The sequence below is a fragment of the Aequorivita sp. Q41 genome (genome assembly GCF_039831855.1).
Classification (GTDB): Bacteria; Bacteroidota; Bacteroidia; order Flavobacteriales; family Flavobacteriaceae; genus Aequorivita.
Genome location: NZ_JBDPMS010000001.1, coordinates 671,726 through 696,777, shown reverse-complemented (window position 1 = coordinate 696,777; position 25,052 = coordinate 671,726). Strand labels below are relative to the sequence as shown.

The 25,052-nt window shown below is 35.5% G+C and carries 24 protein-coding genes and 1 pseudogene; 10 read left to right on the top strand and 15 right to left on the bottom strand.

The genetic code is table 11. The features are described 5' to 3' along the window. Together ABJ955_RS03270 and ABJ955_RS03265 are read right to left on the bottom strand one after the other, a co-directional pair. The gene (locus ABJ955_RS03270) at window positions 1-249 is read right to left on the bottom strand and encodes a hypothetical protein (RefSeq protein WP_347373173.1); all 249 of its coding nucleotides are present in this window, start codon (window positions 247-249) and stop codon (window positions 1-3) included. Between the two features lie 6 nt (window positions 250-255). Next, window positions 256-804, bottom strand: coding sequence for a sigma-70 family RNA polymerase sigma factor (locus tag ABJ955_RS03265; RefSeq protein ID WP_347373172.1), 549 nt, complete (start codon window positions 802-804; stop codon window positions 256-258). A gap of 174 nt (window positions 805-978) precedes the next feature. On the opposite strand from ABJ955_RS03265, the gene ABJ955_RS03260 reads away from it, so the two are divergent. Next, the gene (locus ABJ955_RS03260; RefSeq protein ID WP_347373171.1) at window positions 979-2,421 is read left to right on the top strand and encodes a M20/M25/M40 family metallo-hydrolase; all 1,443 of its coding nucleotides are present in this window, start codon (window positions 979-981) and stop codon (window positions 2,419-2,421) included. An 82-nt stretch (window positions 2,422-2,503) separates the two neighbouring features. Here ABJ955_RS03260 and ABJ955_RS03255 read toward each other — a convergent pair whose 3' ends face one another. The 3 genes from ABJ955_RS03255 to ABJ955_RS03245 all read right to left on the bottom strand — a co-directional run bounded on the left by ABJ955_RS03255 (window position 2,504) and on the right by ABJ955_RS03245 (window position 6,275). Next, window positions 2,504-4,540, bottom strand: coding sequence for a M3 family metallopeptidase (locus ABJ955_RS03255; protein WP_347373170.1), 2,037 nt, complete (start codon window positions 4,538-4,540; stop codon window positions 2,504-2,506). 78 nt (window positions 4,541-4,618) lie between these two features. Next, the gene (purE, locus tag ABJ955_RS03250) at window positions 4,619-5,110 is read right to left on the bottom strand and encodes a 5-(carboxyamino)imidazole ribonucleotide mutase (protein ID WP_347373169.1); all 492 of its coding nucleotides are present in this window, start codon (window positions 5,108-5,110) and stop codon (window positions 4,619-4,621) included. 10 nt (window positions 5,111-5,120) lie between these two features. Then, a complete protein-coding gene (locus tag ABJ955_RS03245) occupies window positions 5,121-6,275 on the bottom strand; it encodes a 5-(carboxyamino)imidazole ribonucleotide synthase (RefSeq protein WP_347373168.1) in 1,155 nt (384 codons plus the stop codon). 265 nt (window positions 6,276-6,540) lie between these two features. Between ABJ955_RS03245 and ABJ955_RS03240 the strand changes: the two genes are divergently transcribed. From ABJ955_RS03240 to ABJ955_RS03210, 7 genes and pseudogenes are all read left to right on the top strand, one after another. Next, window positions 6,541-7,035, top strand: coding sequence for a MepB family protein (locus ABJ955_RS03240; protein ID WP_347373167.1), 495 nt, complete (start codon window positions 6,541-6,543; stop codon window positions 7,033-7,035). A gap of 68 nt (window positions 7,036-7,103) precedes the next feature. Beyond that, window positions 7,104-7,646, top strand: coding sequence for a GNAT family N-acetyltransferase (locus tag ABJ955_RS03235; protein ID WP_347373166.1), 543 nt, complete (start codon window positions 7,104-7,106; stop codon window positions 7,644-7,646). Between the two features lie 131 nt (window positions 7,647-7,777). After that, window positions 7,778-8,353, top strand: a pseudogene (locus ABJ955_RS03230) (adenylate kinase); the annotation flags it as partial. Window positions 8,354-8,393: 40 nt separating this feature from the next. Continuing rightward, window positions 8,394-9,392 carry a GTPase ObgE gene (gene obgE / locus ABJ955_RS03225; RefSeq protein WP_347373165.1) on the top strand — a complete coding sequence of 333 codons (999 nt, stop codon included), beginning with the start codon at window positions 8,394-8,396 and terminating at the stop codon, window positions 9,390-9,392. 102 nt (window positions 9,393-9,494) lie between these two features. Continuing rightward, window positions 9,495-10,016: a DUF4136 domain-containing protein gene (locus ABJ955_RS03220; RefSeq protein WP_347373164.1), complete on the top strand. Its 522-nt coding sequence runs from the start codon at window positions 9,495-9,497 to the stop codon at window positions 10,014-10,016. A gap of 75 nt (window positions 10,017-10,091) precedes the next feature. After that, entirely contained in the window at window positions 10,092-11,066 is a 975-nt protein-coding gene (locus ABJ955_RS03215) for a tetratricopeptide repeat protein (protein WP_347373163.1), read from the top strand. 46 nt (window positions 11,067-11,112) lie between these two features. Beyond that, window positions 11,113-12,468, top strand: coding sequence for a Mur ligase family protein (locus ABJ955_RS03210; protein WP_347373162.1), 1,356 nt, complete (start codon window positions 11,113-11,115; stop codon window positions 12,466-12,468). Window positions 12,469-12,497: 29 nt separating this feature from the next. Here ABJ955_RS03210 and ABJ955_RS03205 read toward each other — a convergent pair whose 3' ends face one another. The 3 genes from ABJ955_RS03205 to ABJ955_RS03195 form a co-directional block, all read right to left on the bottom strand. Beyond that, window positions 12,498-13,103, bottom strand: coding sequence for an FMN-binding negative transcriptional regulator (locus ABJ955_RS03205; protein ID WP_347373161.1), 606 nt, complete (start codon window positions 13,101-13,103; stop codon window positions 12,498-12,500). A gap of 18 nt (window positions 13,104-13,121) precedes the next feature. Further along, window positions 13,122-13,514: a DUF779 domain-containing protein gene (locus tag ABJ955_RS03200; protein ID WP_347373160.1), complete on the bottom strand. Its 393-nt coding sequence runs from the start codon at window positions 13,512-13,514 to the stop codon at window positions 13,122-13,124. Window positions 13,515-13,590: 76 nt separating this feature from the next. Beyond that, a complete protein-coding gene (locus ABJ955_RS03195) occupies window positions 13,591-15,114 on the bottom strand; it encodes an aldehyde dehydrogenase family protein (protein WP_347373159.1) in 1,524 nt (507 codons plus the stop codon). Window positions 15,115-15,264: 150 nt separating this feature from the next. Between ABJ955_RS03195 and ABJ955_RS03190 the strand changes: the two genes are divergently transcribed. Then, window positions 15,265-16,185, top strand: coding sequence for an AraC family transcriptional regulator (locus ABJ955_RS03190; RefSeq protein ID WP_347373158.1), 921 nt, complete (start codon window positions 15,265-15,267; stop codon window positions 16,183-16,185). Between the two features lie 5 nt (window positions 16,186-16,190). Here the strand turns inward: ABJ955_RS03190 and ABJ955_RS03185 are convergent, their stop codons facing one another. From ABJ955_RS03185 to ABJ955_RS03170, 4 genes are all read right to left on the bottom strand, one after another. Further along, the gene (locus ABJ955_RS03185) at window positions 16,191-17,681 is read right to left on the bottom strand and encodes a cellulose synthase family protein (protein ID WP_347373157.1); all 1,491 of its coding nucleotides are present in this window, start codon (window positions 17,679-17,681) and stop codon (window positions 16,191-16,193) included. Further along, window positions 17,678-18,379, bottom strand: coding sequence for a glycosyltransferase family 2 protein (locus ABJ955_RS03180; protein ID WP_347373156.1), 702 nt, complete (start codon window positions 18,377-18,379; stop codon window positions 17,678-17,680). Before ABJ955_RS03180 ends, ABJ955_RS03185 begins: the two co-directional genes overlap by 4 nt. 77 nt (window positions 18,380-18,456) lie before the next feature. Beyond that, a complete protein-coding gene (locus ABJ955_RS03175; protein ID WP_347373155.1) occupies window positions 18,457-20,046 on the bottom strand; it encodes a 4Fe-4S dicluster domain-containing protein in 1,590 nt (529 codons plus the stop codon). 3 nt (window positions 20,047-20,049) lie between these two features. Next, window positions 20,050-21,351 (bottom strand): FAD/NAD(P)-binding oxidoreductase, encoded by a 1,302-nt coding sequence (locus tag ABJ955_RS03170; protein ID WP_347373154.1) that lies wholly within the window; start codon window positions 21,349-21,351, stop codon window positions 20,050-20,052. A gap of 124 nt (window positions 21,352-21,475) precedes the next feature. On the opposite strand from ABJ955_RS03170, the gene ABJ955_RS03165 reads away from it, so the two are divergent. Continuing rightward, window positions 21,476-22,549: a glycoside hydrolase gene (locus ABJ955_RS03165; RefSeq protein ID WP_347373153.1), complete on the top strand. Its 1,074-nt coding sequence runs from the start codon at window positions 21,476-21,478 to the stop codon at window positions 22,547-22,549. A gap of 23 nt (window positions 22,550-22,572) precedes the next feature. Here the strand turns inward: ABJ955_RS03165 and ABJ955_RS03160 are convergent, their stop codons facing one another. The 3 genes from ABJ955_RS03160 to ABJ955_RS03150 are packed head-to-tail and all read right to left on the bottom strand — an operon-like array spanning window position 22,573 to window position 25,030. After that, window positions 22,573-23,277 (bottom strand): TIGR04283 family arsenosugar biosynthesis glycosyltransferase, encoded by a 705-nt coding sequence (locus tag ABJ955_RS03160; protein ID WP_347373152.1) that lies wholly within the window; start codon window positions 23,275-23,277, stop codon window positions 22,573-22,575. Between the two features lie 28 nt (window positions 23,278-23,305). Continuing rightward, a complete protein-coding gene (locus ABJ955_RS03155; RefSeq protein WP_347373151.1) occupies window positions 23,306-24,109 on the bottom strand; it encodes a DUF547 domain-containing protein in 804 nt (267 codons plus the stop codon). 36 nt (window positions 24,110-24,145) lie between these two features. Beyond that, window positions 24,146-25,030 carry a sterol desaturase family protein gene (locus ABJ955_RS03150; protein ID WP_347373150.1) on the bottom strand — a complete coding sequence of 295 codons (885 nt, stop codon included), beginning with the start codon at window positions 25,028-25,030 and terminating at the stop codon, window positions 24,146-24,148. Window positions 25,031-25,052 lie beyond the last annotated feature (22 nt).

Below are 25,052 nucleotides of genomic sequence, written 5' to 3'. Positions count from 1 at the left end.
CTATTTATCAGTATTTGAGTGTTGCTGAAGCCGTTTTTTTAGAAGCTGCTTTTCTTCAGGGCGAAGTGTTTTTAGGTTTGAGGACTGTATGGCGGCTGTAAGTTTTGCATTCCGTGAAGAATGACCTCGGCAAAATTTACACATTAATAAATGCATTTTAAAATATAAAATACTCAAAAAGGAAGCTTCGTTATATTGTGCTTTATCACAAACTTTTGCAGCTTCTTTACACTTAAAAATAGTTTTCATACTTCGTTAATTAAACCAATTTTTTTCTAAACACTCAACCATACTTTTTCGCGCACGGTGGATGATTACCCATAAGTTAGACGGTGTAATATTATATTCTTTACAAAGCGCTTCGGTGTCTACGTTTTCAATAGTCTTCTTTTTAAAAATAGCAGCTTGTTTTTTAGGTAACTTCTCCAAACATTCCATTATAGCAAGGCCTAGTTCTTGATTTTCTATGTTGTTTTCCGCATTTTTATCAAAAGGATCTACAGCATTTTCTTCTAACCAATCTCCTTCTGCGCCATCATCTTTGTAGGAGATGTGTATTTCTGCTCTCCCTTTTTTTGAGTTTACTTTTCGGTAATGATCGATTATTTTCCTCTTTAAAATCGAAATTAACCAAGTCCGTTCTGTAGCTTCCCCTTTAAAATTTTTACCTGATTTAAGGCCAGCCAAGAAAGTTTCAGAAATTAAATCTTGCGCAATAATAGGGTCATTTACCCTTACAATGGTATAGTTGTAAAGATAATCGGCATATTTATCTACCCATTTGTCGGGATCTAGTTGCGTCAAGTAAGTTAATTTTAAGGTGATTTCAAAAATAAGGAAGTTTTAAATAACAATTTGTAGGAACTTAAGGTTTTTGGATTTTTAATTATTTAGGGCCTATTAATTTAACTAGAATAAATAGGTGATAAGTGTATCAGAAACTTTATTTTTACTGATGTTAACTTTATAATCTCACCCATGAAAAAATCGATTACTTTAATTCTAATTCTATTACTTACCGCTGTTAGTTTTGCACAAGATAGTAAGTTTATTTATGCCACTATGGACGCTGCTGATGCAGTATATTTTAAGACGCTTCACCCTGATGAAATGACAATTCTAGCTAGTAATGATTATCAAGCTGCTGTTTTTATTTCTGAAGAAGTAACACATAGCATTCACGACAATGTGACTACGCATGGTCCAGGATATATTTTTAGATCTTCTAAAGAAAAAGCTCTTGAAGCCCTAGAGCGTGTTGAACCAAAAAAACTTCTAATCGATTATACCATTACAGAAGATGCTTTCGTAAACGAGTGTTTGGATCTTGTTGATGGTCAAAAAATTGAAGATGTAATTAGAGTTTTAGAAGACTATGGAACACGCTATCATACAAGACCACAAGCAGAACAAGCAGTTCTTGATTTGCAAACGAGATGGGATAATATGATTTCTGCCGCAGGGAGAACCGATATTCATACTAGAATTTTCACACATGTAAATACCCCAATGCCTTCTGTGATTTTAACAATTGACGGAGCAAATACTCCTGATGAATTTGTAATTATAGGCGGGCATATAGATTCTACAGCTTCGCCGAGTGACGATGATGCGCCTGGGGCAGATGATGATGCTTCGGGTATAGCAACACTAACTGAAATGGTACGTGTACTACTCGCTAAAAATTTTGTGCCAAATCGTACAATTGAAGTAATGGCTTTTGCTGCAGAAGAAGTTGGGCTTGTTGGCTCTGATGAAATCGCGGCAAAATATGCAGTCGATGGAGTAGATGTTGCAGCCTATGTACAATTTGATATGACTGCCTATAAAGGTTCCGCAGAAGATATTTACATAACTACAGACCCATACAATAGCACAGAACTTAATGATTTTTTAATGGAATTAATGGATCATTATAACGGTTCAGGGGCGCATGCATTTACATACGGGACTACAATCTGTAATTACGGCTGTTCAGATCATGCAAGTTGGGCCAATTATGGGTACAATGCAGCTTTTCCTTTTGAAGCAGCTTTCGGTGAACATAATCCTAATATTCATCGAGCAGGAGATACATTTGCTTTTCTTAATAACACGGATCACGCTGTTAAATTTGCCAAATTAGGGCTTGAGTTTTTAATTGAAGCTGCTAAACCACAAATTCTTTCTGTGGAGGATTTTTCTGAATTGGCAATGAATATATATGTTAAGAATAAAACCCTAAACTACCAATTGAAGAATACAGCGTCCAATGTAAAACAGCTTGAAATCTTTAATGTTGCAGGACAAAAAGTGTTTTCAGATGCTTTAAATAATGCTTCAGGAGAAGTGAAATTAGAACACTTTTCGCAAGGATTTTATATTTCAAAATTTGTTTTGGAAAATGGTCACAGTTTGACTCAAAAATTCATCTTAAATTAATAGAAGAAGAGGTTTTGAAACTTTAACTTTAGAATGATTAAAAAAGGCTTCAATGTTTTTTATTGAAGCCTTTTTTTTTGATTTAGGTTAGTAAACCTGCACGCTTAAGAAGCGCTTCAGGATCTGGTTTTTGCCCACGGAATTTTACATAAAGCTCCATCGGGTCCATAGTCCCTCCTTGCGAAAGCACAAACTCTTTAAATTTACTAGCAACTTTTTTGTTGAAAATACCTTCCTTTTTAAATACTGCAAAAGCGTCAGCATCCAAAACCTCAGCCCACTTATAGCTATAGTACCCTGCTGAATACCCGCCTTGAAATATATGCGAAAATGAGGTGCTCATGCAATTCTCTTTCACATCTGGATATAGCTGGGTGTCTTTAAATACCGCAGCTTCAAAAGCTTTCACATTTTGATCTTTTAAAAGATTCGTTTTTTGTGCAGCCGAGAAACCGTGCCAGGTCATGTCTAAGATTCCGAAGCTTAATTGACGCAATGTTGCCATGCCTTCTAAAAATGTAGCAGACTCTTTTATTCTTTCCACATATTCCATTGGGATTATTTCTCCAGTTTGATAATGTGTGGCAAAAAGCTCTAGTGTTTCTTTTTCATAACACCAATTTTCTAAAATTTGACTCGGTAATTCCACAAAATCCCAATAAACACTAGTTCCAGAAAGGCTAGGGTATTTCGTGTTTGCCAGCATTCCATGCAACGCATGACCAAATTCGTGAAATAGTGTTGTTACCTCATTAAAAGTTAATAATGAAGGTTTGCTTGTAGTAGGTTTCGTAAAATTACAAACTATAGAAATATGAGGACGGTCGTTCTTCCCTTCCTTTATTTGTTGTGGTTTATAGGAAGTCATCCACGCCCCATTTCGTTTCCCTGCCCGTGGATGGAAATCTGCGTAAAAAATAGAAACCAATTCTCCTTGGGTGTCTTTTACCTCATAGGTTTTTACGTCTGCATGGTATTTATCAATGTTTTGAACCTCTTCAAAATGAAGGCCGTAAAGCTTTTCGGCTACGGTAAACACACCGTTTATAACGTTTTTAAGCTCAAAATAGGGCTTTAATTTTTCGTCATCAAGATTAAAAAGCTTTTGTTTTAGTTTTTCAGAATAGTAAGCACCATCCCATTTTTCTAAAAATTCAATCCCATCAAGCTCCATGGCAAAAGCAGTTAAGGTATTAAATTCTTTTTGGGCTGCAGGTTTTGCTTTGGCGAGCAATTCATTTAAAAATGATTGTACCTTTTCAGGGGTTTCAGCCATCCGTTCTTCAAGAACAAAATGTGCGTGACTTTCATACCCCAGTAAATTTGCTCTTTCATGACGAAGGGTTACAATTTTAAGCACATTTTGTTGGTTGTCTAATTCGTCCTTATTAAAACCTTTTGCGCCAAATGCAATCGCCATTTTTTTGCGAAGCTCCCGATTAGCTGCATAGGTTAAAAAAGGAACATAGCTCGGGTAATCTAGAGTGAAAACCCAGCCTTCCTTTCCTTTTTCTTCGGCTGTTTGTGCTGCAGCTTCAACCACCCCATCTGGTAGTCCAGAAAGATCTTTCTTGGCTGTAATATGAAGTTCAAATTTATTTGTTTCAGCAAGAACATTTTCACCAAAAGTAAGCTTCAATTTAGCTAATTCAGCATCAATTTTGCGTAATTCTTTTTTCTTTTCTTCTGAAAGGTTTGCGCCGTTTCTTGAAAACGCTTTGTATTTTTTTTCGAGCAACATTTGCTGCTCTTCAGATAGATTTAAAGTGGTTTTTTGATTGTAAACTGTTTTAATTCTTTCAAATAAAGCTTCATTTAGCAACATATCATTACTAAACTCTGTAAGCATAGGCGAAACTTCTTGTGCTATTTTTTGAATTTCATCATTGGTTTCTGCGCTATTCAGGTTGAAAAAAATACTTGTAGCGCGATCTAGTTGTTCGCCAGTGTTTTCAAGTGCTTCCACGGTATTTTTGAAAGTTGGCGCTTCAGGATTTGATGTAATTGCTGTTATTTCTTCTTTAGTCTCCTCAATCAATTTACTAATTGCAGGAAGAAAATGTGCATTTTCTATTTTGGAAAAAGGAGCGGTATTATAGGGTTGTAAAAGAGGATTCATTCGGGTTTTAGATTTTAGCTGTGTAATCAGGCGAGCGGTAGACGGATTTTAGATTCCAATATATATTGAATAGTGGGGCTACTGGCTACTGTGCATTTTTTTTGCGCCTTCTTCCACCTTCATTTTAAGACCTTCTTTGTATGTAACAATTTTATCTAAAACACATTTATCTGAAGCGCCAATTATTTGTGCAGCTAATATTCCTGCATTTTTAGCGCCATTAAGTGCAACTGTAGCAACTGGAACACCGCCTGGCATTTGAAGAATAGACAAAATACTATCCCAGCCATCAATCGAATTACTAGATTTCACAGGAACCCCAATAACAGGTAATGGCGATAATGATGCAATCATTCCCGGTAGGTGTGCTGCGCCACCTGCACCAGCAATTATCACTGAAAAACCACGTGTGTGTGCGTTTTTTCCATAATCATAAAGTTTATCGGGGGTGCGGTGTGCAGAAACAATATCTACTTCCACCTCAATGTCAAATCCTTTTAAAATATCTATAGCGTCCTGCATTACTGGTAGATCGCTGGTACTTCCCATTATTATTGCTACTTTGCTCATTTGTTATAGTTTATTCAGTAATAACTTTTATAGTATTTTTTACTTCTTCTGCAATCTTCCTTGCGATGCTTAAGTCTTTGTTTACAATGGTTACATGCCCCATTTTTCGGAAAGGTCTAGTTTCCTTTTTACCATAAATATGTGGTGTTACGCCTTCCATTGCTAAAATAGTTTCAATGTTTTTGTATATCACAGGGCCAGTATGACCTTCGGCGCCAACTAAGTTAACCATAATACCGCCAACTTTGCTATCCGTATTCCCCAAAGGTAGGTTTAAAATGGCTCTAATTTGTTGTTCAAACTGATTGGTGTAGCTCGCTTCTATGCTGTAATGACCACTGTTGTGTGGGCGTGGAGCAACTTCATTAACCAAAATTTCATCGTCTTCTGTTTGAAACATTTCTACCGCTAAGAGACCTACGTGTTTAAATGCTTCGGAAACTCTTGCTGCTACTGCTCGTGCTTTGTTTGCAACAACGGCATCAATTCGTGCAGGACAAATTACATATTCAACTTGATTGGCTTCTGGATGAAATTCCATTTCAACCACAGGATATGTTTTTACTTCTCCAGAAGGGTTTCTAGCTACAATTACGGCTAGTTCGTTTTTAAATGGAATTAATTTTTCAGCGATACAGGCACCTTCAGCAAGTGGAATTACAGCTTCGGCAGTTTTAATTAGGCTTACCCCTTTGCCGTCATAACCGCCAGTGCAACTTTTCCAAACAAATGGAAAACGCAATTCTTTCCGAACAATGGCTTCGTTAAGTTCGTTTTTATCTTGGTACACTTTAAAAGGTGAAGTTGGTATTTGATGGTCTTTGTAAAATTGTTTCTGTATACCTTTATCTTGAATATTTCGAAGCGTCGCTGCGCTGGGATATACCTTTATACCTTCAGTTTCCAATTTTTCCAGAGCTTCTATATTAACGCCTTCAATTTCAAAAGTAAGTATGTCTACTTTTTTTCCGAAGTTATAAACCGTTTCAAAATCCATCAAATCACCTTGTTCAAATTGGTCTGCAGCAATACGGCAAGGAGCTTCTGGGCTTGGATCCAAAACATGCGTGCGGATATCCCATTTGCGAGTTTCGTAAAGCATCATTTTGCCCAATTGCCCACCGCCAAGAATGCCGAGGGTGAAGTTGGAAGAGAAGTAGTTCATTTAGTTATGTTTTTTTGATGTATAAATAGTATTTTTTATACATTCCTATATTGAAAATTAATTTTCAGCAAAGATAGTAAAATGAAGAGAGGTGAAGGGACGCTATAAAATTCAAATGGGGTGTTTTGTGAAAAACTTATTTTCGATTTTTTAAATACCGTTCTGAGCGGTATATTTTTCACTTCACAAAATGGTTTCTGTACCTTTAAACCGAAATAAAAAGTGTTGGTTTTAAATATTTTAAATGTAATTGAAAAAAGCTTGAATGGATACAACATTAAAACAAGTAATAATGAAAGTTTATGAACCCTGTAATTTTGAAATTTCAGGCTTTACACTTGAAGCTGAAAGTAAAGAATATGCTGCTTGCCAATTTGTGCTAAGTGGCCGTACTATAATTAGCAGAAATGCTAAAATTACTCCTAAAAAAGTTGGTCAATTTGTTACATTTTGGAAAAGAAATGGAAACGGTCCTATTACCCCTTTTAATGAAACAGACCAAATAGATTTTTTTATTGTTAATGCTAAAACAGAAAACAAGCTTGGGCAGTTTATATTTCCAAAATCAATATTGATAAAAAAAAGGATACTTTCAACCGTTGATAGAGAAGGTAAAAGAGCCTTTCGGGTGTATCCGTTTTGGGATGTTCCAGACAACAAACAAGCGGCACATACACAAAAATGGCAATTGGATTATTTTTTTGAAATAAATGATTCAATAGATTTTTATAAGGTTGCCGAGCTTTATAAAAATAAATAAAAACGTATTGTTACTTTTACCTAGAAATAAAGCTATTTTTTCCCTGTTAATTTTATAAAAAAGCAACTATGAAAATTCACATAGAAACAGAGCGTTTAATAATGCGCGATATTATTGATGAAGACCTACACGGTTTCTTTGCAATGGATTCTGATGCCGAAGTGCATGCTTTTTTGGGGAATAAACCGATAAAAACATTAGAGGAAGCCAAAGCAATTATGACAAGTATAAAACAGCAGTATGCTCAATATGGAATTGGGAGATGGGCAGTGGTTGAAAAAGAAAGTGGCGCATTTATTGGGTGGAGTGGCTTTAAATTTATTACAGATACTATAAATAATAAAACCAATTATTATGACCTTGGGTATCGTTTTCTTAAAGAATACTGGGGAAAAGGTTATGCAACTGAAACTGCTATCGCTTCATTAAATCACGGTTTTGAGAAATTAAATTTTGAAGAAATTTCCGGCATTGCAGATGTAAAACACACGGCTTCCAATATAATTTTACGAAAAGCAGGACTTATAAAAAGAAATGAATTTACCTTTGATGGGACGCTTCATAATTTTTATTCCTTACCAAAAACAGCCTGGCTACAAGGAGTTGATTAACGTAAATGAATTGAAGTATCTCGGATGCATTAGTTAAAAAAAATCCATTTATATATTTCTATTAGCTTTTAAGTCCAACTCCCTTATATTTCGTAAATTTGCAACTTCGATTTTTTATTCATTAAACTTCATACATGACTAATATAATTTTGTTTGGCCCTCCCGGTGCAGGGAAAGGCACACAGGCTAATTTTTTGAAAGAAAAGTATAATTTGGTACATATCTCTACAGGCGACGTTTTTAGATTCAATATCAAGAATGAAACAGACTTAGGAAACCTGGCTAAATCCTTTATGAACAAAGGAAAATTGGTGCCAGATGAAATTACCATCGATATGCTTAGCAATGAAGTGGATAAAAATCCAGATGCGAATGGGTTTATATTTGATGGTTTTCCTCGTACTGAAGCGCAAGCAGAAGCATTGGGGCATTTAATGGACGATAAGGATTCGCAAATTAACGCAATGGTAGCTTTAGAAGTGGATGATGAGGTATTGGTAAAACGCCTTTTAGAAAGAGGTAAAACCAGTGGTAGAGCAGATGATGCCGATGAAAGTATTATCCGTAATCGTATAAAAGTGTATTATAACGAAACCGCAATTCTAAAAAACTATTACGAAAACCAAGATAAATATTTTGGAGTTGATGGCGTAGGAAGCATTACAGAAATTACCGAACGCTTAAGTGAGGTTATTGATAAATTGTAGTATTTCCAAATTAAAGAATAGCAATAAATAATACTAAAAAGTGACTGAAGGCAATTTTGTAGATTACGTAAAGATCCATGTTACTTCCGGAAAAGGAGGTCAAGGTAGTAAGCACATGAGGCGGGAAAAATACATTCCCAAAGGTGGGCCCGATGGGGGTGATGGCGGCCGTGGAGGTCACGTAATTGTCAAGGCGAATAAAAACCTTTGGACGCTTTACCATCTTAAATTTAAAAGACACTTTAAAGCCGAACACGGCGCGCACGGAAGTAAGCAAACAAGTACCGGCGCTGATGGTGCCGATGCCTATATTGAAGTGCCACTTGGCACCGTGATTCGTGATAAGGAAACCGAAGAAATACTTTTTGAACTCACCGAAGATGGTGAAGAAAAAATTGTTGCCAAAGGGGGCCGTGGGGGATTAGGAAATGCGCATTTTAAAACCGCAACCAATCAAACCCCTCGCTACTCACAACCTGGTGAAGAAGGTCTGGAGGCAGATATAATCCTTGAGCTAAAAATACTTGCTGATGTAGGTTTGGTAGGTTTTCCCAATGCTGGAAAATCCACTTTGCTTTCCGTAATTACCGCAGCAAAACCAAAAATTGCCAATTATGAATTTACAACCCTAAAGCCCAACTTGGGGATTGTGGAATACCGTGACTTTAAAACCTTTGTAGTGGCAGATATCCCTGGAATTATTGAAGGTGCTGCCGAAGGCAAGGGGATTGGTCATAGGTTTCTTCGACATATAGAACGAAATTCTACCCTGTTATTCTTAGTTCCCGCAGATGCACCAGACATTAAAGAACAATACGAGGTTTTGGTGGACGAGTTACGCCGTTACAATCCGCAATTATTAGATAAGGAACGTTTGGTAGCCATTAGTAAAAGCGATATGCTAGACGATGAGCTAAAAGCCGAAATGAAGCAGGTTTTAGATAAAGAATTTAAGGGAATTCCATATCTATTTATTTCATCTGTTGCTCACCAAGGATTGACCGAACTGAAAGATAAACTTTGGGCGATGCTTAATTAAAAACCCGAAGTTGAAGTGTAAAAAAGCTTTAGCGAATATTTTAAGCATATTTTAAAACTAAAGGCATCATTTTTGCGTATTTTTAATGAAAAGATAAACGCAATGAAGCTACTTACTATTTTTATACTTAGCATATTTCTTGTCTCTTGCGGCACTACCGTTGCTGTAGATTATGACAAGAAAATAGATTTTTCAAAATACAACAGCTATAATTATTTTCCAACGATAGACTCTGGTCTTAATGAGTTGGATGATAACCGCATTATGCAAATTACCGATAGTTTAATGCAACAACGCGGCTTTATAAAAAGCAAAACACCACAATTGTATATCAATTTTTTTGCAAGAGAAAACCTTTCAAACTCACGCAACACCATCGGTATTGGTATTGGAGGCGGTGGTGGTAATTTGGGCGTTGGTGTTAGCGGCGGAATTCCCATTGGCGGAAAAGTTATAAACCAACAATTGACTATAGATTTTATTGACACAGAAAAAGACGATCTTGTTTGGCAAGCTGTTGCCGATGGCGAAATGAAAGAACGTGCAACGCCACTACAAAAGGAAGCGTATTATATTGCTGTAATTCAAAAAATTCTTGCTAAATATCCGCCGGGGAAAAAGTAGGCAGTGTTCAGTAGCATTTAGTGTTTTTTTTAATTTGTCACCCTGAGCGCAGACGAAGGGTAGAACCTTAAAATTTTGAATTTGATTAGTTATTTCTGTAAAACAACACTTATTTTATTCCTCCTTCCCCTGAGTATAGTTGCCCAAATCAACTATAAACAAGCCGAAGCATATTTCAAACAGGAAAAATTCAACCAAGCAAAACCTATTTTTGAAAATTTCTTAAAACAACATCCAAACGATAAAAAAACACGCGAATATTTGGGCGACATCGCGGCTTATTCCAAAGAATGGGATACTGCAATTTCATATTACAAAGTTTTAGTGAATGCGGAGGTTACCAACGCCAACTATCATTTTAAATATGGTGGTGCTATGGGGATGAAGGCAATGTCATTAAGCAAAATTCGTGCTGTAACTTATATTGGCGCTATTAAAAATGAATTTGAAGCAGCGGCAAAGCTCGACCCAAAACACATAGAAACCCGTTGGGCGTTGGTGGAGTTTTATATTCAACTCCCTGGAATTTTTGGCGGAAGTGAAAACAAAGCAATCAGCTATGCTAACGAATTGGGCAAAATCTCAGAAGTTGATGGCTATCTCGCTAATGGATATATTGCAGAATATACTGACAGACCTATAGATGCGGAACGGTATTACAAAAAAGCTATTGAGGTTGGCGGTTCTGCACATACCTATGAAAAACTTTCCAGTCTTTATGAAAAAAATAATCAACCTCAACAAGCGTTAGAAACAACTTCAAAAGCTTTAAAAATTCATAAACGCAACCAGTTGAATTATCAAATCGGGAAGATTTCGGCACAATATAATTTAGATTCGGCATACGGGATTGCATGTTTAAGTCAGTATTTGGCTAATTATTCGATAAAAGATGGTGTTCCTAAAGATTGGGCGTATTACCGATTGGCGCAGATTTATAAAAATCTGGGTAAAAAAGAAATTGCACTTACTTGGATAAATAAAGCTTTGGTGGATCGAGCCGATTTTAAAGAAGCACTTCAAGAAAAATCCCTAATCATGGCACTTTAATTAAGATTTAGAAAAAGTATCTTTACATAAACTTTTCAATTAAAATATGAAAATTCATTTTATAGCCATTGGTGGCAGCGCGATGCACAACCTTGCGTTGGCACTACACCAAAAAGGAGAACAGATAACTGGAAGTGATGATGCCATTTTTGAACCTTCACGAAGTAGACTTAAAAGTAAAGGTCTTTTACCCGAAAAAGAAGGTTGGTTTCCAGAAAAATTAACAACAGATATTGATGCTGTAATTCTTGGAATGCACGCCAAAGAAAATAATTCAGAACTTTTAAAAGCGAAAGAACTCGGACTAAAAATATACAGCTACCCTGAATTTCTGTACGAACAATCGAAAAATAAAACACGTGTTGTTATTGGCGGTTCACACGGAAAAACCACTATTACTTCTATGATTTTACACGTTATGAATTATAATGGTAAGGAAGTAGATTATATGGTTGGCGCACAGCTGGAAGGTTTTGATACCATGGTTAAAATAACCGATACTGCAGATTTTATGGTTATTGAAGGCGATGAATACCTTTCGTCGCCCATAGATCGTCGTCCCAAATTTCACCTATATAAACCCAATATTGCACTTTTAAGCGGGATTGCTTGGGATCATATTAATGTTTTTCCAACCTATGAAAACTATGTGGAGCAGTTTGAAATATTTCTAAATGAAATTACCAATGGGGGTGCTATAATTTATAATGAGGAAGACACGGAAGTAAAACGTGTGGTTGAAAACTCAACCAATCACATAAAAAAATATCCATACCAAACCCCTACCTATTCAGTTGAAAAGGGAATTACACTTTTAGAAACTCCTGAAGGGCCAATGCCTGTTGAAATTTTTGGAAAACACAACTTAAACAATCTTGAAGGCGCACGATGGATTTGCCAATTAATGGGTGTTGATGCGGAAGATTTTTATGAAGCAATCGCGACCTTTAAAGGAGCCAGCAAACGTCTTGAAAAAATTACTGAAACCAAAACCGCAGTGGCTTATAAAGATTATGCCCATTCACCAAGCAAAGTGAAGGCGACTACCGAGGCTGTAAAAAGTCAATACCCTGATAGAAAATTAGTAGCTTGCTTGGAATTGCATACGTATAGCAGCCTAAACCCTGAGTTTTTAAAGGAATACAAAGGAACGCTAGATGCAGCAGATACCGCCGTAGTTTTTTATTCACCACATGCGGTGATGATAAAACAGTTGGAAGAAATAAAAGGAGCGCAGATTGATGCAGCTTTTGATCGTGATGATTTAGTGGTTTTCACCAACCCAGCAGATTTTAAAACCTATCTTTTTTCACAGGATTATGAAAATACGTGCTTGCTTTTAATGAGTAGTGGTAATTATGGTGGTTTGGATTTTGAGGAGATTAAGGGGTATTTAAAATAAAAACAAGATTAATACTATGTGAGTCTATTTTATTTATAAATTTCATTAATAAATCCAGAGATATCCTTTCTGGATTTTTTTATTAATTCCTGTTTCGCATATTCAAAATCGGGAGTGTTTTTATCTTGCGAAAGTTTAAATTTCCCTTCCCAATTGGTTATTTCAATTTCAAATGCCTGTATATAATTTATTAAGCGATCCATTCTTAAATCGTCTTTTTTTAGAATAAATTTTTGTGTTTCTCCTTCCAAAAACTCGGTCATAGCAACCATTGTTTGCTTTGCTGCCTCGGGTTCGTGAATTAATTTAATTATTCCAGTTAGATGAACAATAATATAATTCCAAGTAGGTAATTGCGGTGTGGTATAAACGCTAGGCGAAATGTAGCTGTCTGGACCTTTAAATACTACTAAAACTTCCGCATTATCTTGTAATGTTTCCGATTGTGGGTTATTACGGTCTATATGCGCAACCAGCTTCTGGGTACTTTCATTATAAAGAAACGGAATGTGGGTTATAAATGGTTTTTCCTCCTTTGCCGTAACCAACATTCCCAAAGGAAATTGCTTGATTACCGAAATCATTTTAGAGATTTTATCAGATTGATGATGTGGAGGTGGATACATTTGCTTCATTTTTGAAGCACTAAGATACTAAACAATGTGTTTTTTTCTGCTTTCCAAAAAGTCGGTTTTAGTGAAATAATCTTTTTCCTTTTCTGTAAATAACCTTGAGTTTATTAAAAAACGAAGCCCTAAAGGTATTTCTAAAGAAAAACTTGCGCCTCTACCTTTTGTAATATCTACCGTTAAATGAGTGTGTTTCCAATACGCATACTGATCTTTGCTCATATAAAAGTTTACTTTTTCAACAATACCAAGTTGAATATCATTTGCATCAAGATAAAACTCATCTTTCTTCATTAACATTGGGGCGGACCCATCACAACAACCCCCACTCTGATGAAAGATTAATTCTCCATGTTTTTCTTTTAATGTCTGTAAAACTTCAGCGGCTCTTTTTGTAATTTCTACGCGCTTTAACATAGTTTATGATTTTAAAAATTAATAATGGTGCCCTTGCGGTTTAATTGCAAGGACACCATGCATTTATAAATAACAATTAAAAGAAGCCTAGTTTCTTTTTATCATAGGAGATTAGCATGTTTTTGGTTTGTCGGTAATGATCTAACATCATTTTATGGTTTTCTCGCCCAATTCCAGATTTTTTATAACCACCAAAAGGAGCGTGCGCTGGATATGCATGATAATTATTTACCCAAACGCGACCCGCTTTAACTTGCCTTGCAACTTGATAAGCTTGGTGCATATCGCGTGTCCATACACCAGCGCCTAAGCCATATAATGTATCGTTTGCTATTTCAATTGCTTCTTTTTCATCTTTAAAGGTGGTTACACATACCACAGGACCGAATATTTCTTCTTGAAAGACTCTCATTTTATTATTGCCTTTAAAAATGGTTGGTTGCACATAATAGCCCCCTTCTAAGCCTTCATTGTATGCAGCATCACCTCCGGTTAATACTTCACACCCTTCTTCTTTTCCAATTTTAAGATAGTTTAATATTTTTTCAAATTGGTCGCTAGATGCTTGTGCTCCCATCATGGTTTCTGGATCTAAAGGATGACCAATTTTTATTGCTTTTGTTCGTTCAACAACACGGGTTATAAAGTCTTCATAGATACTTTCTTCTATCAAAATTCGTGATGGACTTGTACAAACCTCCCCTTGGTTAAATGCGAAAAGCACCGCGCCTTCAATTGCTTTATCGAAAAAGTCATCATCAGCATCCATGATGCTTTTAAAGAAGATATTTGGGGATTTCCCACCAAGCTCTAAAGTAACTGGAATGATATTTTTTGAAGCATATTGCATTATTAACTGACCTGTAGTTGTTTCGCCAGTAAAAGCAATTTTATTAATTCGCGAACTTGATGCTAAAGGTTTTCCTGCTTCTAGGCCAAATCCATTTACAATGTTTAATACGCCTGCAGGAAGTATATCTTGTATTAATTCTGCAAGAATCATGATGCCTACAGGGGTTTGTTCTGCGGGTTTTAATACAACACAGTTTCCTGCAGCTAAAGCTGGTGCAAGCTTCCAAGTTGCCATTAAAAGTGGGAAATTCCAGGGTATTATTTGCCCTACCACACCTAATGGCTCCCAGATATTAAGGGAGACGGTATTTTCATCAAGTTCACTAGCTCCACCCTCCTCAGCACGAATTACTCCTGCAAAATACCGAAAATGATCTACCGCCAACGGAAGATCGGCAGCCGTAGTTTCCCGTAAAGGTTTCCCGTTATCCCATGTTTCAGCTAGTGCCAAAATCTCAATATTTTGTTCAATTTTATCGGCTATTTTAAGGAGCATATTACTTCTTACGGTTGCAGATGTCTTATTCCAACTTGTTGCTGCTTCCCATGCGGCATCAATAGCTTTATCTATATCTTCTTCGGTTGAACGCGCTACTTTTGTAAATGTATTTCCATCTACAGGCGATATGCTTTCAAAGTATTCACCCTTTGTAGGTGCAACCCATTTACCACCTATAAAATTGTCGTAGGTATCTTTAAATGTTGGTTTTTCAAATGTTTTTCCTGTAGCTGTTTGAATATTGCTCATAAAAAATAATTTTAAAAGGTTAATAATGTGATTACTATAATTTTTCTAAAGATATTTTGATAATTCAATAATTAATTGAACGATTCTGTCAAAACATAGCACATTTCTGTATTTGTGTCTGGAATAGCTGTTTTTTTCGTAATATTGAGTATGAATCATTCCCTTCGAAGACATAGAGCGAGCCGTAAAATTTATACTCTGGTAGAAAATCGCACCACTTATAATGCAGCTTATGCAGAGCTTAATGTTTTTGAAACTCATAAAGTGGCAGAAAAGATTTCGCTTACATTCGAGTTTCCTATAATAGCAAGTATGCTTACTGGAAAAAAAATTATGCACCTAAAAAACATGGCCGATTTTGAATTTTTACCAGGAGAGTCTGTAGTAATGCCTGCCAATGAGGAGATGATTATCGATTTTCCAATTGCAAGTCCTGAAAGTCCAACCCAATGTTTGGCATTAGGTATTGATCCTGAAAAAATAAATGAAGTTGCTTTTAAGTTCAATCAATTAGTGGCTATTGAAGACGAAAACAACAATTGGAATTTAGATAAAGTCGCTGCCTCACATTTAACAAATCAATTAGAAGTAAATTATTTAATAGACCGATTGCTTACAACATTTACACACAATTCAACTTCAAAAGATGTATTGTTAGATTTAATGATTCAGGAATTAATCGTTCGGTTACTTCAAACAAAAGCCAAGCAAAGTATTCTAAATGATCCCTTAGATGTTTTTAATGATACCCGAATTGGTACTGTAGTAAAGTATATAAAAGAAAATTTAACCGACCGCAGTATAAATGTTGAGCAATTGGCTGCGAAAGCCTATATGAGTTCTTCGAGTTTTCATAAGAAATTTAAAAACACCTTGGGAATTTCACCAATAGATTTTATGAATTCTGAAAAAATTAAATTTGCTAAAAGGTTGATGAAAGAAAATAAAAATATGCTTATTTCTGAAATTGCATTTAAATCAGGGTTTAATAATGTGAGCTATTTTAACCGGCAATTCAAAAAATTGGAATTAATGACTCCCCAGCAATTCATTTCATCCACAAGAAAATAAACATGCTAATCAGGAGACTTCAAAGAGGAGAAAAATACAAACCCAAATCCAACACAAAGCATTAGGTGAAAAGGAAACAAACCAAAATCGCCTCCTTGATTGCCTACAATAAAAGCGCTATACATTCCAAAAGCAAAATAAAGCATTAAAATTCCTTCAATAATTACACTTGATGAAATGTTTTTGGTTACGTATTTATTGTCTTTCCAACTGCCTTTTAAGCTATCGATATTAAATTTTGGAGTTCGAATAAAGTCACTTCGTTTTCCAAAATGTCCTTCCAGAACGGCTATAGAATTATGCAATGAAAATCCCATGGCTACAGAAAAAAAGGCAAAAAACATTCCGAAATATTTCAAAAATTGTTTAAACCCTCCACCATAAATAGTTTTAAAAGTAAACCAATAGCAGATAAAAAAGATGAGGGTGCTTATTACAAAAAAGCTCATCGCAAAAAAGTAAACTTTTAAATGGTCGTACTCATTTTTAATATACAGCATAGGAATGCTAAGAATGGCAACGATTAAAATATTCAAAAACATAGTGCTGTTTAATAAGTGCAGAAAGCTATGTATTTTAGTTTTTAGTGAGACATCCTTGTTTTTAAAAACCCGCCAGGCCATTTTTTGAAAGTTTTCTGCTCCTCCTTTGTTCCATCTAAATTGCTGTGAACGTGCTGCGCTAATTACCATGGGGAGTTCTGCGGGCGTTACCACTTCCTCTAAATACTTAAATTTCCATTTTTTTAGCTGGGCTCTATAACTTAGATCTAAATCTTCGGTAAGGGTATCGCCTTCCCAATTTCCGGCATCGAGGATGCACTCTTTTCTCCAAACACCTGCAGTTCCGTTGAAGTTTATAAAATGTCCTTTGCTATTTCTACCTACTTGTTCTAGCGTAAAATGTGCGTCTAACGCAAAAGCTTGTATTCGTGTTAGGAGTGAATATTCACGGTTTAAGTGTCCCCAACGGGTTTGAACCACTCCTATTTCTGGATCTTTAAAATATGGTATTGTATTTTTTAACCAGTTTTTCTTCGGAAGAAAATCGGCATCAAAAATTGCAATATATTCCCCTTTCGCAGTTATCAACCCTTCTTTTAAGGCTCCCGCTTTAAAACCCTCCCGATTTTCTCTAGTAATATGTTTTATGTCTAAACCCGTTTTCTGAAGTTCGCGAATGTGTATTGCTGTTTCTGTAAGTGATTCATCTGTACTATCGTCAAGTACTTGTATTTCTAACTTTTCTGAAGGATAATCTATTTTAGCAATGTTTTTTAACAGCCGATCCATTACATAAAGTTCGTTGTAAACTGGTAACTGAATGGTAACTAATGGAATTTCTTTTTCATTAGAAAAATTGAATGTTGGCCCTGCTTGCTGTTTTTTTCGTGCTTTTAGATAATTAAAAAGCAGGTTTAATTGCGCCAAAGCATACATAAATATGAGGAGAAGGGCAATAGAATAAATTATGATGATTATAGATTCAAGAATCATTTTTTGAAACTGTATTTTATAATCCAGCTTAGTATTTTAATGCCAGCAAAGATAGCACCTTTTACTGTACCCGAAACTTTTGAAACACCTATTCGGTTTCTATAATTTACAGGTATTTCAACATAAGTGAATTTCTTTTTTAAAACTTTTAGTTGCATTTCTACCGTCCAGCCATATGTTTTGTCTTGCATTTCTAAGGCTAGAAGTTTGTCGTATTTAATAGCGCGAAAGGGTCCAAGGTCTGTAAATGTAGATCCGAAAAATAGCGTCATCAATGAAGTAGCCAGCTTATTTCCGAAGCGTTGCGGAAATGTCATCGATCCGTCTTCGCGTAACTTTTTTATTCGTGCGCCAACTACAAAATCTATATTCTCTTCAATAATAGGCGCAACAATTTTAGTCAATTCAGAAGGATAATCACTATAATCACCATCCAGAAAGACTATAATGTCTGGTTGCTTATCGGAATCTAAGCCAGATATATAGTCCATTCCTTTTAAGCAAGCATTTCCATAGCCCGCATTTGGCTCAAAAAGTACTCTAGCGCCAGCTTTTGTTGCTACTTCAGCAGTAGAATCGGTAGAGTTATTATTAACTACAATAATCTCTGAAACACTATTTGGAATCGCTTCAATGACTTTTCCAATAGATTTTTCTTCATTATAAGCGGGGATGATTACTTTAATATTTTTGGTCATTAAAAACTACTGAATTTATGGATTGCGAATTTCAGAAAAATAGAATTAAAAGGGACTATTTGATTATAAAACCTTTATTATTTAGTATTCACATAATTCATTAAATCTAAATCATTGCCTAGTAAAACCTCGTTGCTATCAATACGTTTTTCTAATGGACCGTTTTCAAGTTTTAAAACTCCCCGTGGGCACACGGCAGAGCAGATTCCGCAACCAACACAACTAGAACGTACAATATTTTCACCTTTTTGCGCATACGCACGCACATCGATTCCCATTTCGCAATGGGTAGAACAATTTCCACAAGAAATACATTGACCGCCATTAGTTGTAATTCTAAATTTTGAAAATAGGCGTTGCTGAAATCCTAAAATTGCAGCCATGGGGCAGCCAAAACGACACCACACACGACTTCCAAAAATGGGGTAGAAGCCAGTCCCAATAACGCCACTAAAAATAGAGCCAATTAAAAACCCATACGTTTTTCGAAGTGTTTCTGCTTCAAAGAGAAATAAGGTTTTTCCTGAAAAGTAGTGAAAACCTATTAGTGCAATTATAATTACGAAATACCCAATAGCTCCTAAACGAGCATCTTTTTTTAATTCTTCTCTTTTAAAAATCCAAGTTCCTACAAACACTATTGTTAAAAGTGTAGCAACCGAAATTAGTAAAGTATCTTTTGTAAGCCAGTATTTTGAGGTGTCATCCCCCAAATAACTGTGTATTACGGCTGTTGTCATCAAGACCACAAAAACCAAAACACTGTGTATAACCCAGCGCTCCACTTTCCAAGCCACCATGCGTTTATCGCTTAAATGGCGAAATGGGTCTCCAGCAGTTTCGGCTAGACCTCCACAGCCACAAACCCAACTACAATACCAGCGTTTCCCGTATTTATAGGTTAAAATTGGCGTAATTACCAAAATTGAAAGTACTCCAAAAATTAATAATGCAAGGCCAATATTTCCTGAAGAAATAAATTGATCGACACGATATTGTTCAAAATTATAGTAATTAAGGGGCCAGATATTTTTTAAATCATAATACGGGATGGAAAAAGTATCTGTGTTTAATCGCGCCATCAATTCTGGGATGATAAATGCAAAACCAAGTTGAAAAAACATTACTGAAAAAGTGCGTAAACGTTCGTATCGGTTGTGTTTGTATTTCCAAAGAAATTTAATTCCGAAGGAGATAATAGCAACGGTATAAAGTGTTCCATAAACAAACCATTGGCTTGCGGGGCCTCCATTTAGTAGGTTGCTTAGGGGGTCGAAAAACGCAATAAGACCTGTATTACTGCCTTCTTTTGAAAGCCCTAAATAGTGTGGAAAGAAATATAAAACTATATAAAAACCAGTTAAAGCGATTCCGGAAAGCCATGCTAGAAAACCACGACTTGAAATAGATTTAAACCAAACTCCATCGTTTTTTATGCCTTCATGCTTAGTTGCATAAGCAACTCTTGCAAACCAAACTACGCCTCCGATGATTGAGCCTAAAGAAATTGTGAGCCAGACCGATTTATAAGGAAAATCGATATTAAATGCTGCCAAAACCAAAATAAACAGACCCGACATGCCTAGTAGTGTAGCCAGTTTTTGTTGGGTATTTATTGTTTTTGGTGGTTCGCCTGTAAGCGACATATTTCTTTGTAGGGTGCTCATGGATTAGGCGCTTATAAGGTTTTTGTTGTATTCAGTTTCAATTTCTTTTTCATATTTTTTATAAAATTCAGGATCAAAGTTGGCTTCTTTTAAGTTTTTTAGGACATACTCAAAACTTCTTTTTTCATTAAGCCAGCGGTCAAAAACGTCATGCCTCATTCTTATTCCGAAAGTGTTTATTCCTAAAAATTCGTTGTTATCTTTATTATATGAAATTGTAATACATCTTAAATCACTTGTACATTTCCAGTGAAATTGTGCTTCATAATCTTTCTTTCTTCTTTCAGAAAAAACCCAGCCATACGTTTGATATTCAATATCAAAAAATTTAGCGCTATTGAACCAATTTCCAGGGTTATATTCAAAAGGCTTCCCGCAAATAGTTTGTGCAAGTGCTTCCCCCATCATTCTGCCTGTATACCAAACGGCTTCTACGGGGGCTCGGTTGCCGATTGCTTCTCGTTGTTGCGCGCAATCGCCTATGGCATATATGTTTTTAATGTTAGTTTCAAGCATTCGGTTTACCAAAATACCTCTGTCAGTTTCAATAGACGAGCCTTCCAAAAATGAAATTTGTGGTTTTACGCCTGTAGTAATTCCTACAAGATTACAAGAAATTTCTTCTCCACTTTTGGTGCGTACTGCGCGAACATTTCCGTTGGCATCACTTAAAATTTTATCAAGTTCCTCACTGTGGCGGAGATCTACACCATGCGATAGGATATGGCGAGAAATCATTTCAGCTTCTGGTTTCGGAAGGACTCCAGACCAAAAAGCACTTTCGCGCACGAGCATTGTTACTTCAATAGTTCGAGTTTTAAGCATTTCTGCCATTTCAACACCGATTAAGCCTCCACCCACAATCACTGCACGTGGGCAAACTTTGTTGTTAGGGGCAAACTTTTCTAAATTTTCTAAATCTTGTTTTGAAATTAAGCCTTGAACACCTTTTAAATCTTGCCCTTCCCAATTATAGTAGTTGGTTGTTGAACCTGTAGCAAGGATTAGTTTGTCGTAAGTTAACGCCCCCCCTTCTTTAAAGTGGAGTGTTTGGTTAGTGGTGTCAACTGTTTCAACGTAAGCATTTTTGAGTTCTAATCTGTTTTTTTTCCAAAACCAAGATTCGTATGGTTCAATATCTTGCCAGCGCATATGGCCCATATAGACATACATCAAAGCAGTTCGGGAGAAAAAATGATCCGCTTCAGCAGAAATAATCGTGATTTTTTTATCAGAAAGTTTTCTAATATGTCGCGCTGCGGTAATTCCTGCAATGCCGTTACCTATGATGACGATGTGCTCCATTAATTTTTTTAATCTTGTTTTGTTCAGTCGCATATAAATTTACACAATTACAATTGCGATAGGTTAAAAAAAATATTTACATTGATTCTAAATTAAAACTTCAAATTCAGTCATATTTTTAAAGATGCGTATAATCTATCGTTTTGTAATCTGTTTATTTATTTTTTCAATTTTTAGTGGTTGTGCGCAAAAGCGTGATACTTCAGATGAAGCAACATCTGATATTTTAGAAAAAATAAGTGCTAAAAAAAACATTTCAAAAATAAATGGCGTGAGTTTTGTCGCTTCTGGCGATTCTGTAAACTCCCAAAATATTATTCCCTTAAAAAATATACATGCCAATTATGCGGCTGTAATGCCGTTCGCTTTTATTAAAAGTTTGGAACATCCTGAAGTTATCTATGACCGAGAACGCCAATGGTATGGTGAAACAGAGCAGGGTGTTAAGCAATATATAAGTATGCTTCATGCCAATGACATAAAAGTGATGCTAAAACCTCAAATTTGGATTCATAGAGGTGCTTTTACTGGTTTATTAAAAATGGCTTCGGAGGAAGAGTGGTTACAACTTGAAGTTTCGTACCGGAATTTTATTATTGATTTCGCAAAAGTTGCAGAAATTGAAAATGTAGAAATATTCTGTATTGGCACTGAGCTAGAAAATTTTATTGCGCATCGTCCTGAATATTGGCGAAAATTAATTGTAGAAGTTAGAGCCATTTACAAAGGCAAAATCACATATGCTGCCAATTGGGATGAATATAAGCGGGTACCCTTTTGGAAGCTTTTAGACTTTATTGGGGTAGATGCTTACTTTCCAATTTCAGGTGAAAAAACGCCTACGGTTGCTGAAACAATTTTAGGCTGGAAGCAATGGAAAACGGAATTAAAAACGTTCTCCGAAATAGAAAATAAAAAAATAATTTTCACGGAATATGGCTACCGAAGTGTTGATTTTTCTGGGAAAGAACCTTGGAAAAGCGATAGGGAAATGACAGCTGTAAATATGGAGGCTCAAATAAACCTACTTTCAGGATTATACCAAACTCTATGGAAAGAAGAGTGGTTTGCAGGTGGGTTTCTTTGGAAATGGTTTATTGCACACGAAGTGGTAGGCGGTGCTGAAAACACTCAGTTTACACCTCAAAATAAACCCGCAGAAGCAATTATAAAAAAGCATTTTACCACAGCAAATTGATACCTTAGTTGATTTAAGTAGGCTTATGCTTTTATGTTTTTTAAATAGTATTTGTGAAGTTCCTCTGCGTTAGCTCCCATCCATTTTTTTAAATGAATCATCAAAAAATGGTACTGAAGGGTCCAAACCCCTTTTTCGTTATACAGGCGTGCAGAAGTAGTTAATGTATGTGGGATAACTACATATTTATTGCGGTTATAGAGCTCTTTAATTAAAATATTATCTTCATAAATTATGTATTTTTCATCAAAACCACCAATTTCTTCAAAAAGGTGTTTTGTGATAAATTGACTTTGATCGCCGCCACGACATACACGCCAATTAAATCTTGTAAACCAACTTGTAATTTTTAACCCCCACTGATTGGTGTTAAATTTCATTCTAAAACAACCTGCGGGATTTCCTTTTTTTACTTCGGAATTAATATAGATATCAAAATTTTTAGGCGGATAAGAATCAGCATGTAGAAAATATAAGATTTCGCCTGTAGCTTTTCGAGACCCAAGATTCATTTGTTTTGCGCGGCTTTTTTCTGAAGAAATTAATTGAACTGGAATTGAACTGCTTTCAGCGAATTTATTAATGATTGCTACGGTTTTGTCTAAACTGCCACCATCGACTAAAATAATTTCAACCTTATATTTATCAGAAATATTTTCCGTGAGATAGGATAAAAATTCGGCTAATGTTTTGGCTTCGTTTAAAACTGGAATGATGATGCTTATCATTAAAAATCTGCCTATTACTTTTAAAAATTTATTTTAATTCATTTAAATTCCAATCGTAATTTTTATATACAATTTTTGCATCTCGATTGATTTTGGTTCTAGCATATTGATTTATATAACCTATTACATCTTGTTTTCCGTTTACTTCAAAATCTTTTTTATACCAGTCGAAAATAGATGAAAGCTTAGGATTTGTAGCAGAAATATCGTTTTTGTCACTATTGATAAATTCTTTAGTAGCGCGCTCCAATTGTTCATTAATTTTGGATGCGGTAAAAGCTTCATTCATTAGTTTGGGACAAGAAAACGAAGCGCAGTTTATAGCAAAATGGATTCTTGGTTCATTCATTTTCCGAAGAATTCCATTTTCAATTCCTCCTAACGACAGCTTATTTTCACCAATTTTAACCCGTCCTTTTGTCCAAGCTCCGTTGATATCCTTAATGCTTTTTAGTGGGTAGTTTTCAATAATTAGTTTTACGGTTGCGGCATTGTAGAGGTTAATATAGTAAGCCAGTAGCTCCTGTACGCTCCAGGCGTCGGTTGGGTTTTTTTCTGAAAGCATATTCAAATATTGGGCTAATTGGTCTTGCTCCTTTTTAAAACCCTTGTAATCTACAAGACCTTTATCAGCCACATATTTTTTTAGCAGTTTATCCCAGGCTGAATGATCTACATTTATAGCAGAATTTGCGGTTGTTGAAGTTAAGGTGGTTTTCACTTGCTTAGTAGGTTGGCCTTGACTGCTAATGCCTGCTGCAGAAAGAAGATTGCAACTTTGCATTATAAATGAAGCCAAAATGAGGGTCGAAAAATTAAGTAAGATTTTCATTTTTAGTTATTTTGTTTAGTTAACCTACGGAAAAAATCAGCTTTTAGTTTTAAGAGGATAAAGTATTTGAGAAATAAATTTTTTTGGAAAATTTTGATCGTCCTCAAAACCTAAATCAATATCTCTCCCATCATGGGGAATGTGATTTGTTTTAAAAAGATAGTCCCAAACACTTAAACTGATGCCAAAATTAACGCCATATTGGGCTTTTTTAGGCAAAACTCTGGCATGATGCCAAATATGCATTTTTGGGTTATTGAATATATATTTTAAAAAACCATAATCCCAACCAAGGTTAGCGTGATTAAGATGGCCAATGGCAAGCGCAGAAAAATGAACAATGGCTACAGCTTCCACATCAAAGCCACCGATAATAGCAAGTGGAATGTACAACAACGATTTGTATACAATTGGTTCCATCCAATGATAGCGAAGGTGCGCCGCAAAGCCCATTTCTTTTACAGAATGGTGTAATTTGTGAAAATTCCAAAGAAAAGGAAGGCGATGAAGCAATCTATGGGTATTCCACTGAATAAAATCTGAAATAAGAAAAAATAGTAAAAGTCCTATCCCAAAAGGTAGGGTAGCTACATCAAAAACCTGAAAGCTTTCAACCGAAAATCCAACTTTAGCCAGTAAATCATTAAACAATGCTTCAGTTGCGTTTGAAAGGAAAATTAGCACAATTAAATTCAGTAAAAAGAAATTGAAGAACATATAAAAAGTGTCCAGCCAAAAATCTTTTCTAAAAATTTTTTGATTTTTTCGCCATGGAAAAATAATTTCTAAAGTCCAAACAATAAGGGAAACAAAGATTAATCCATAGAAATAGTTTTCCCAGTGAAAATGGGTTATTTCACGCCATAGATAATTAAAATATCCTTTATAGGATTCAAAAAAGATATTTAAATATTTTTCCACTAGTTATATTTTTGTTTTTTTT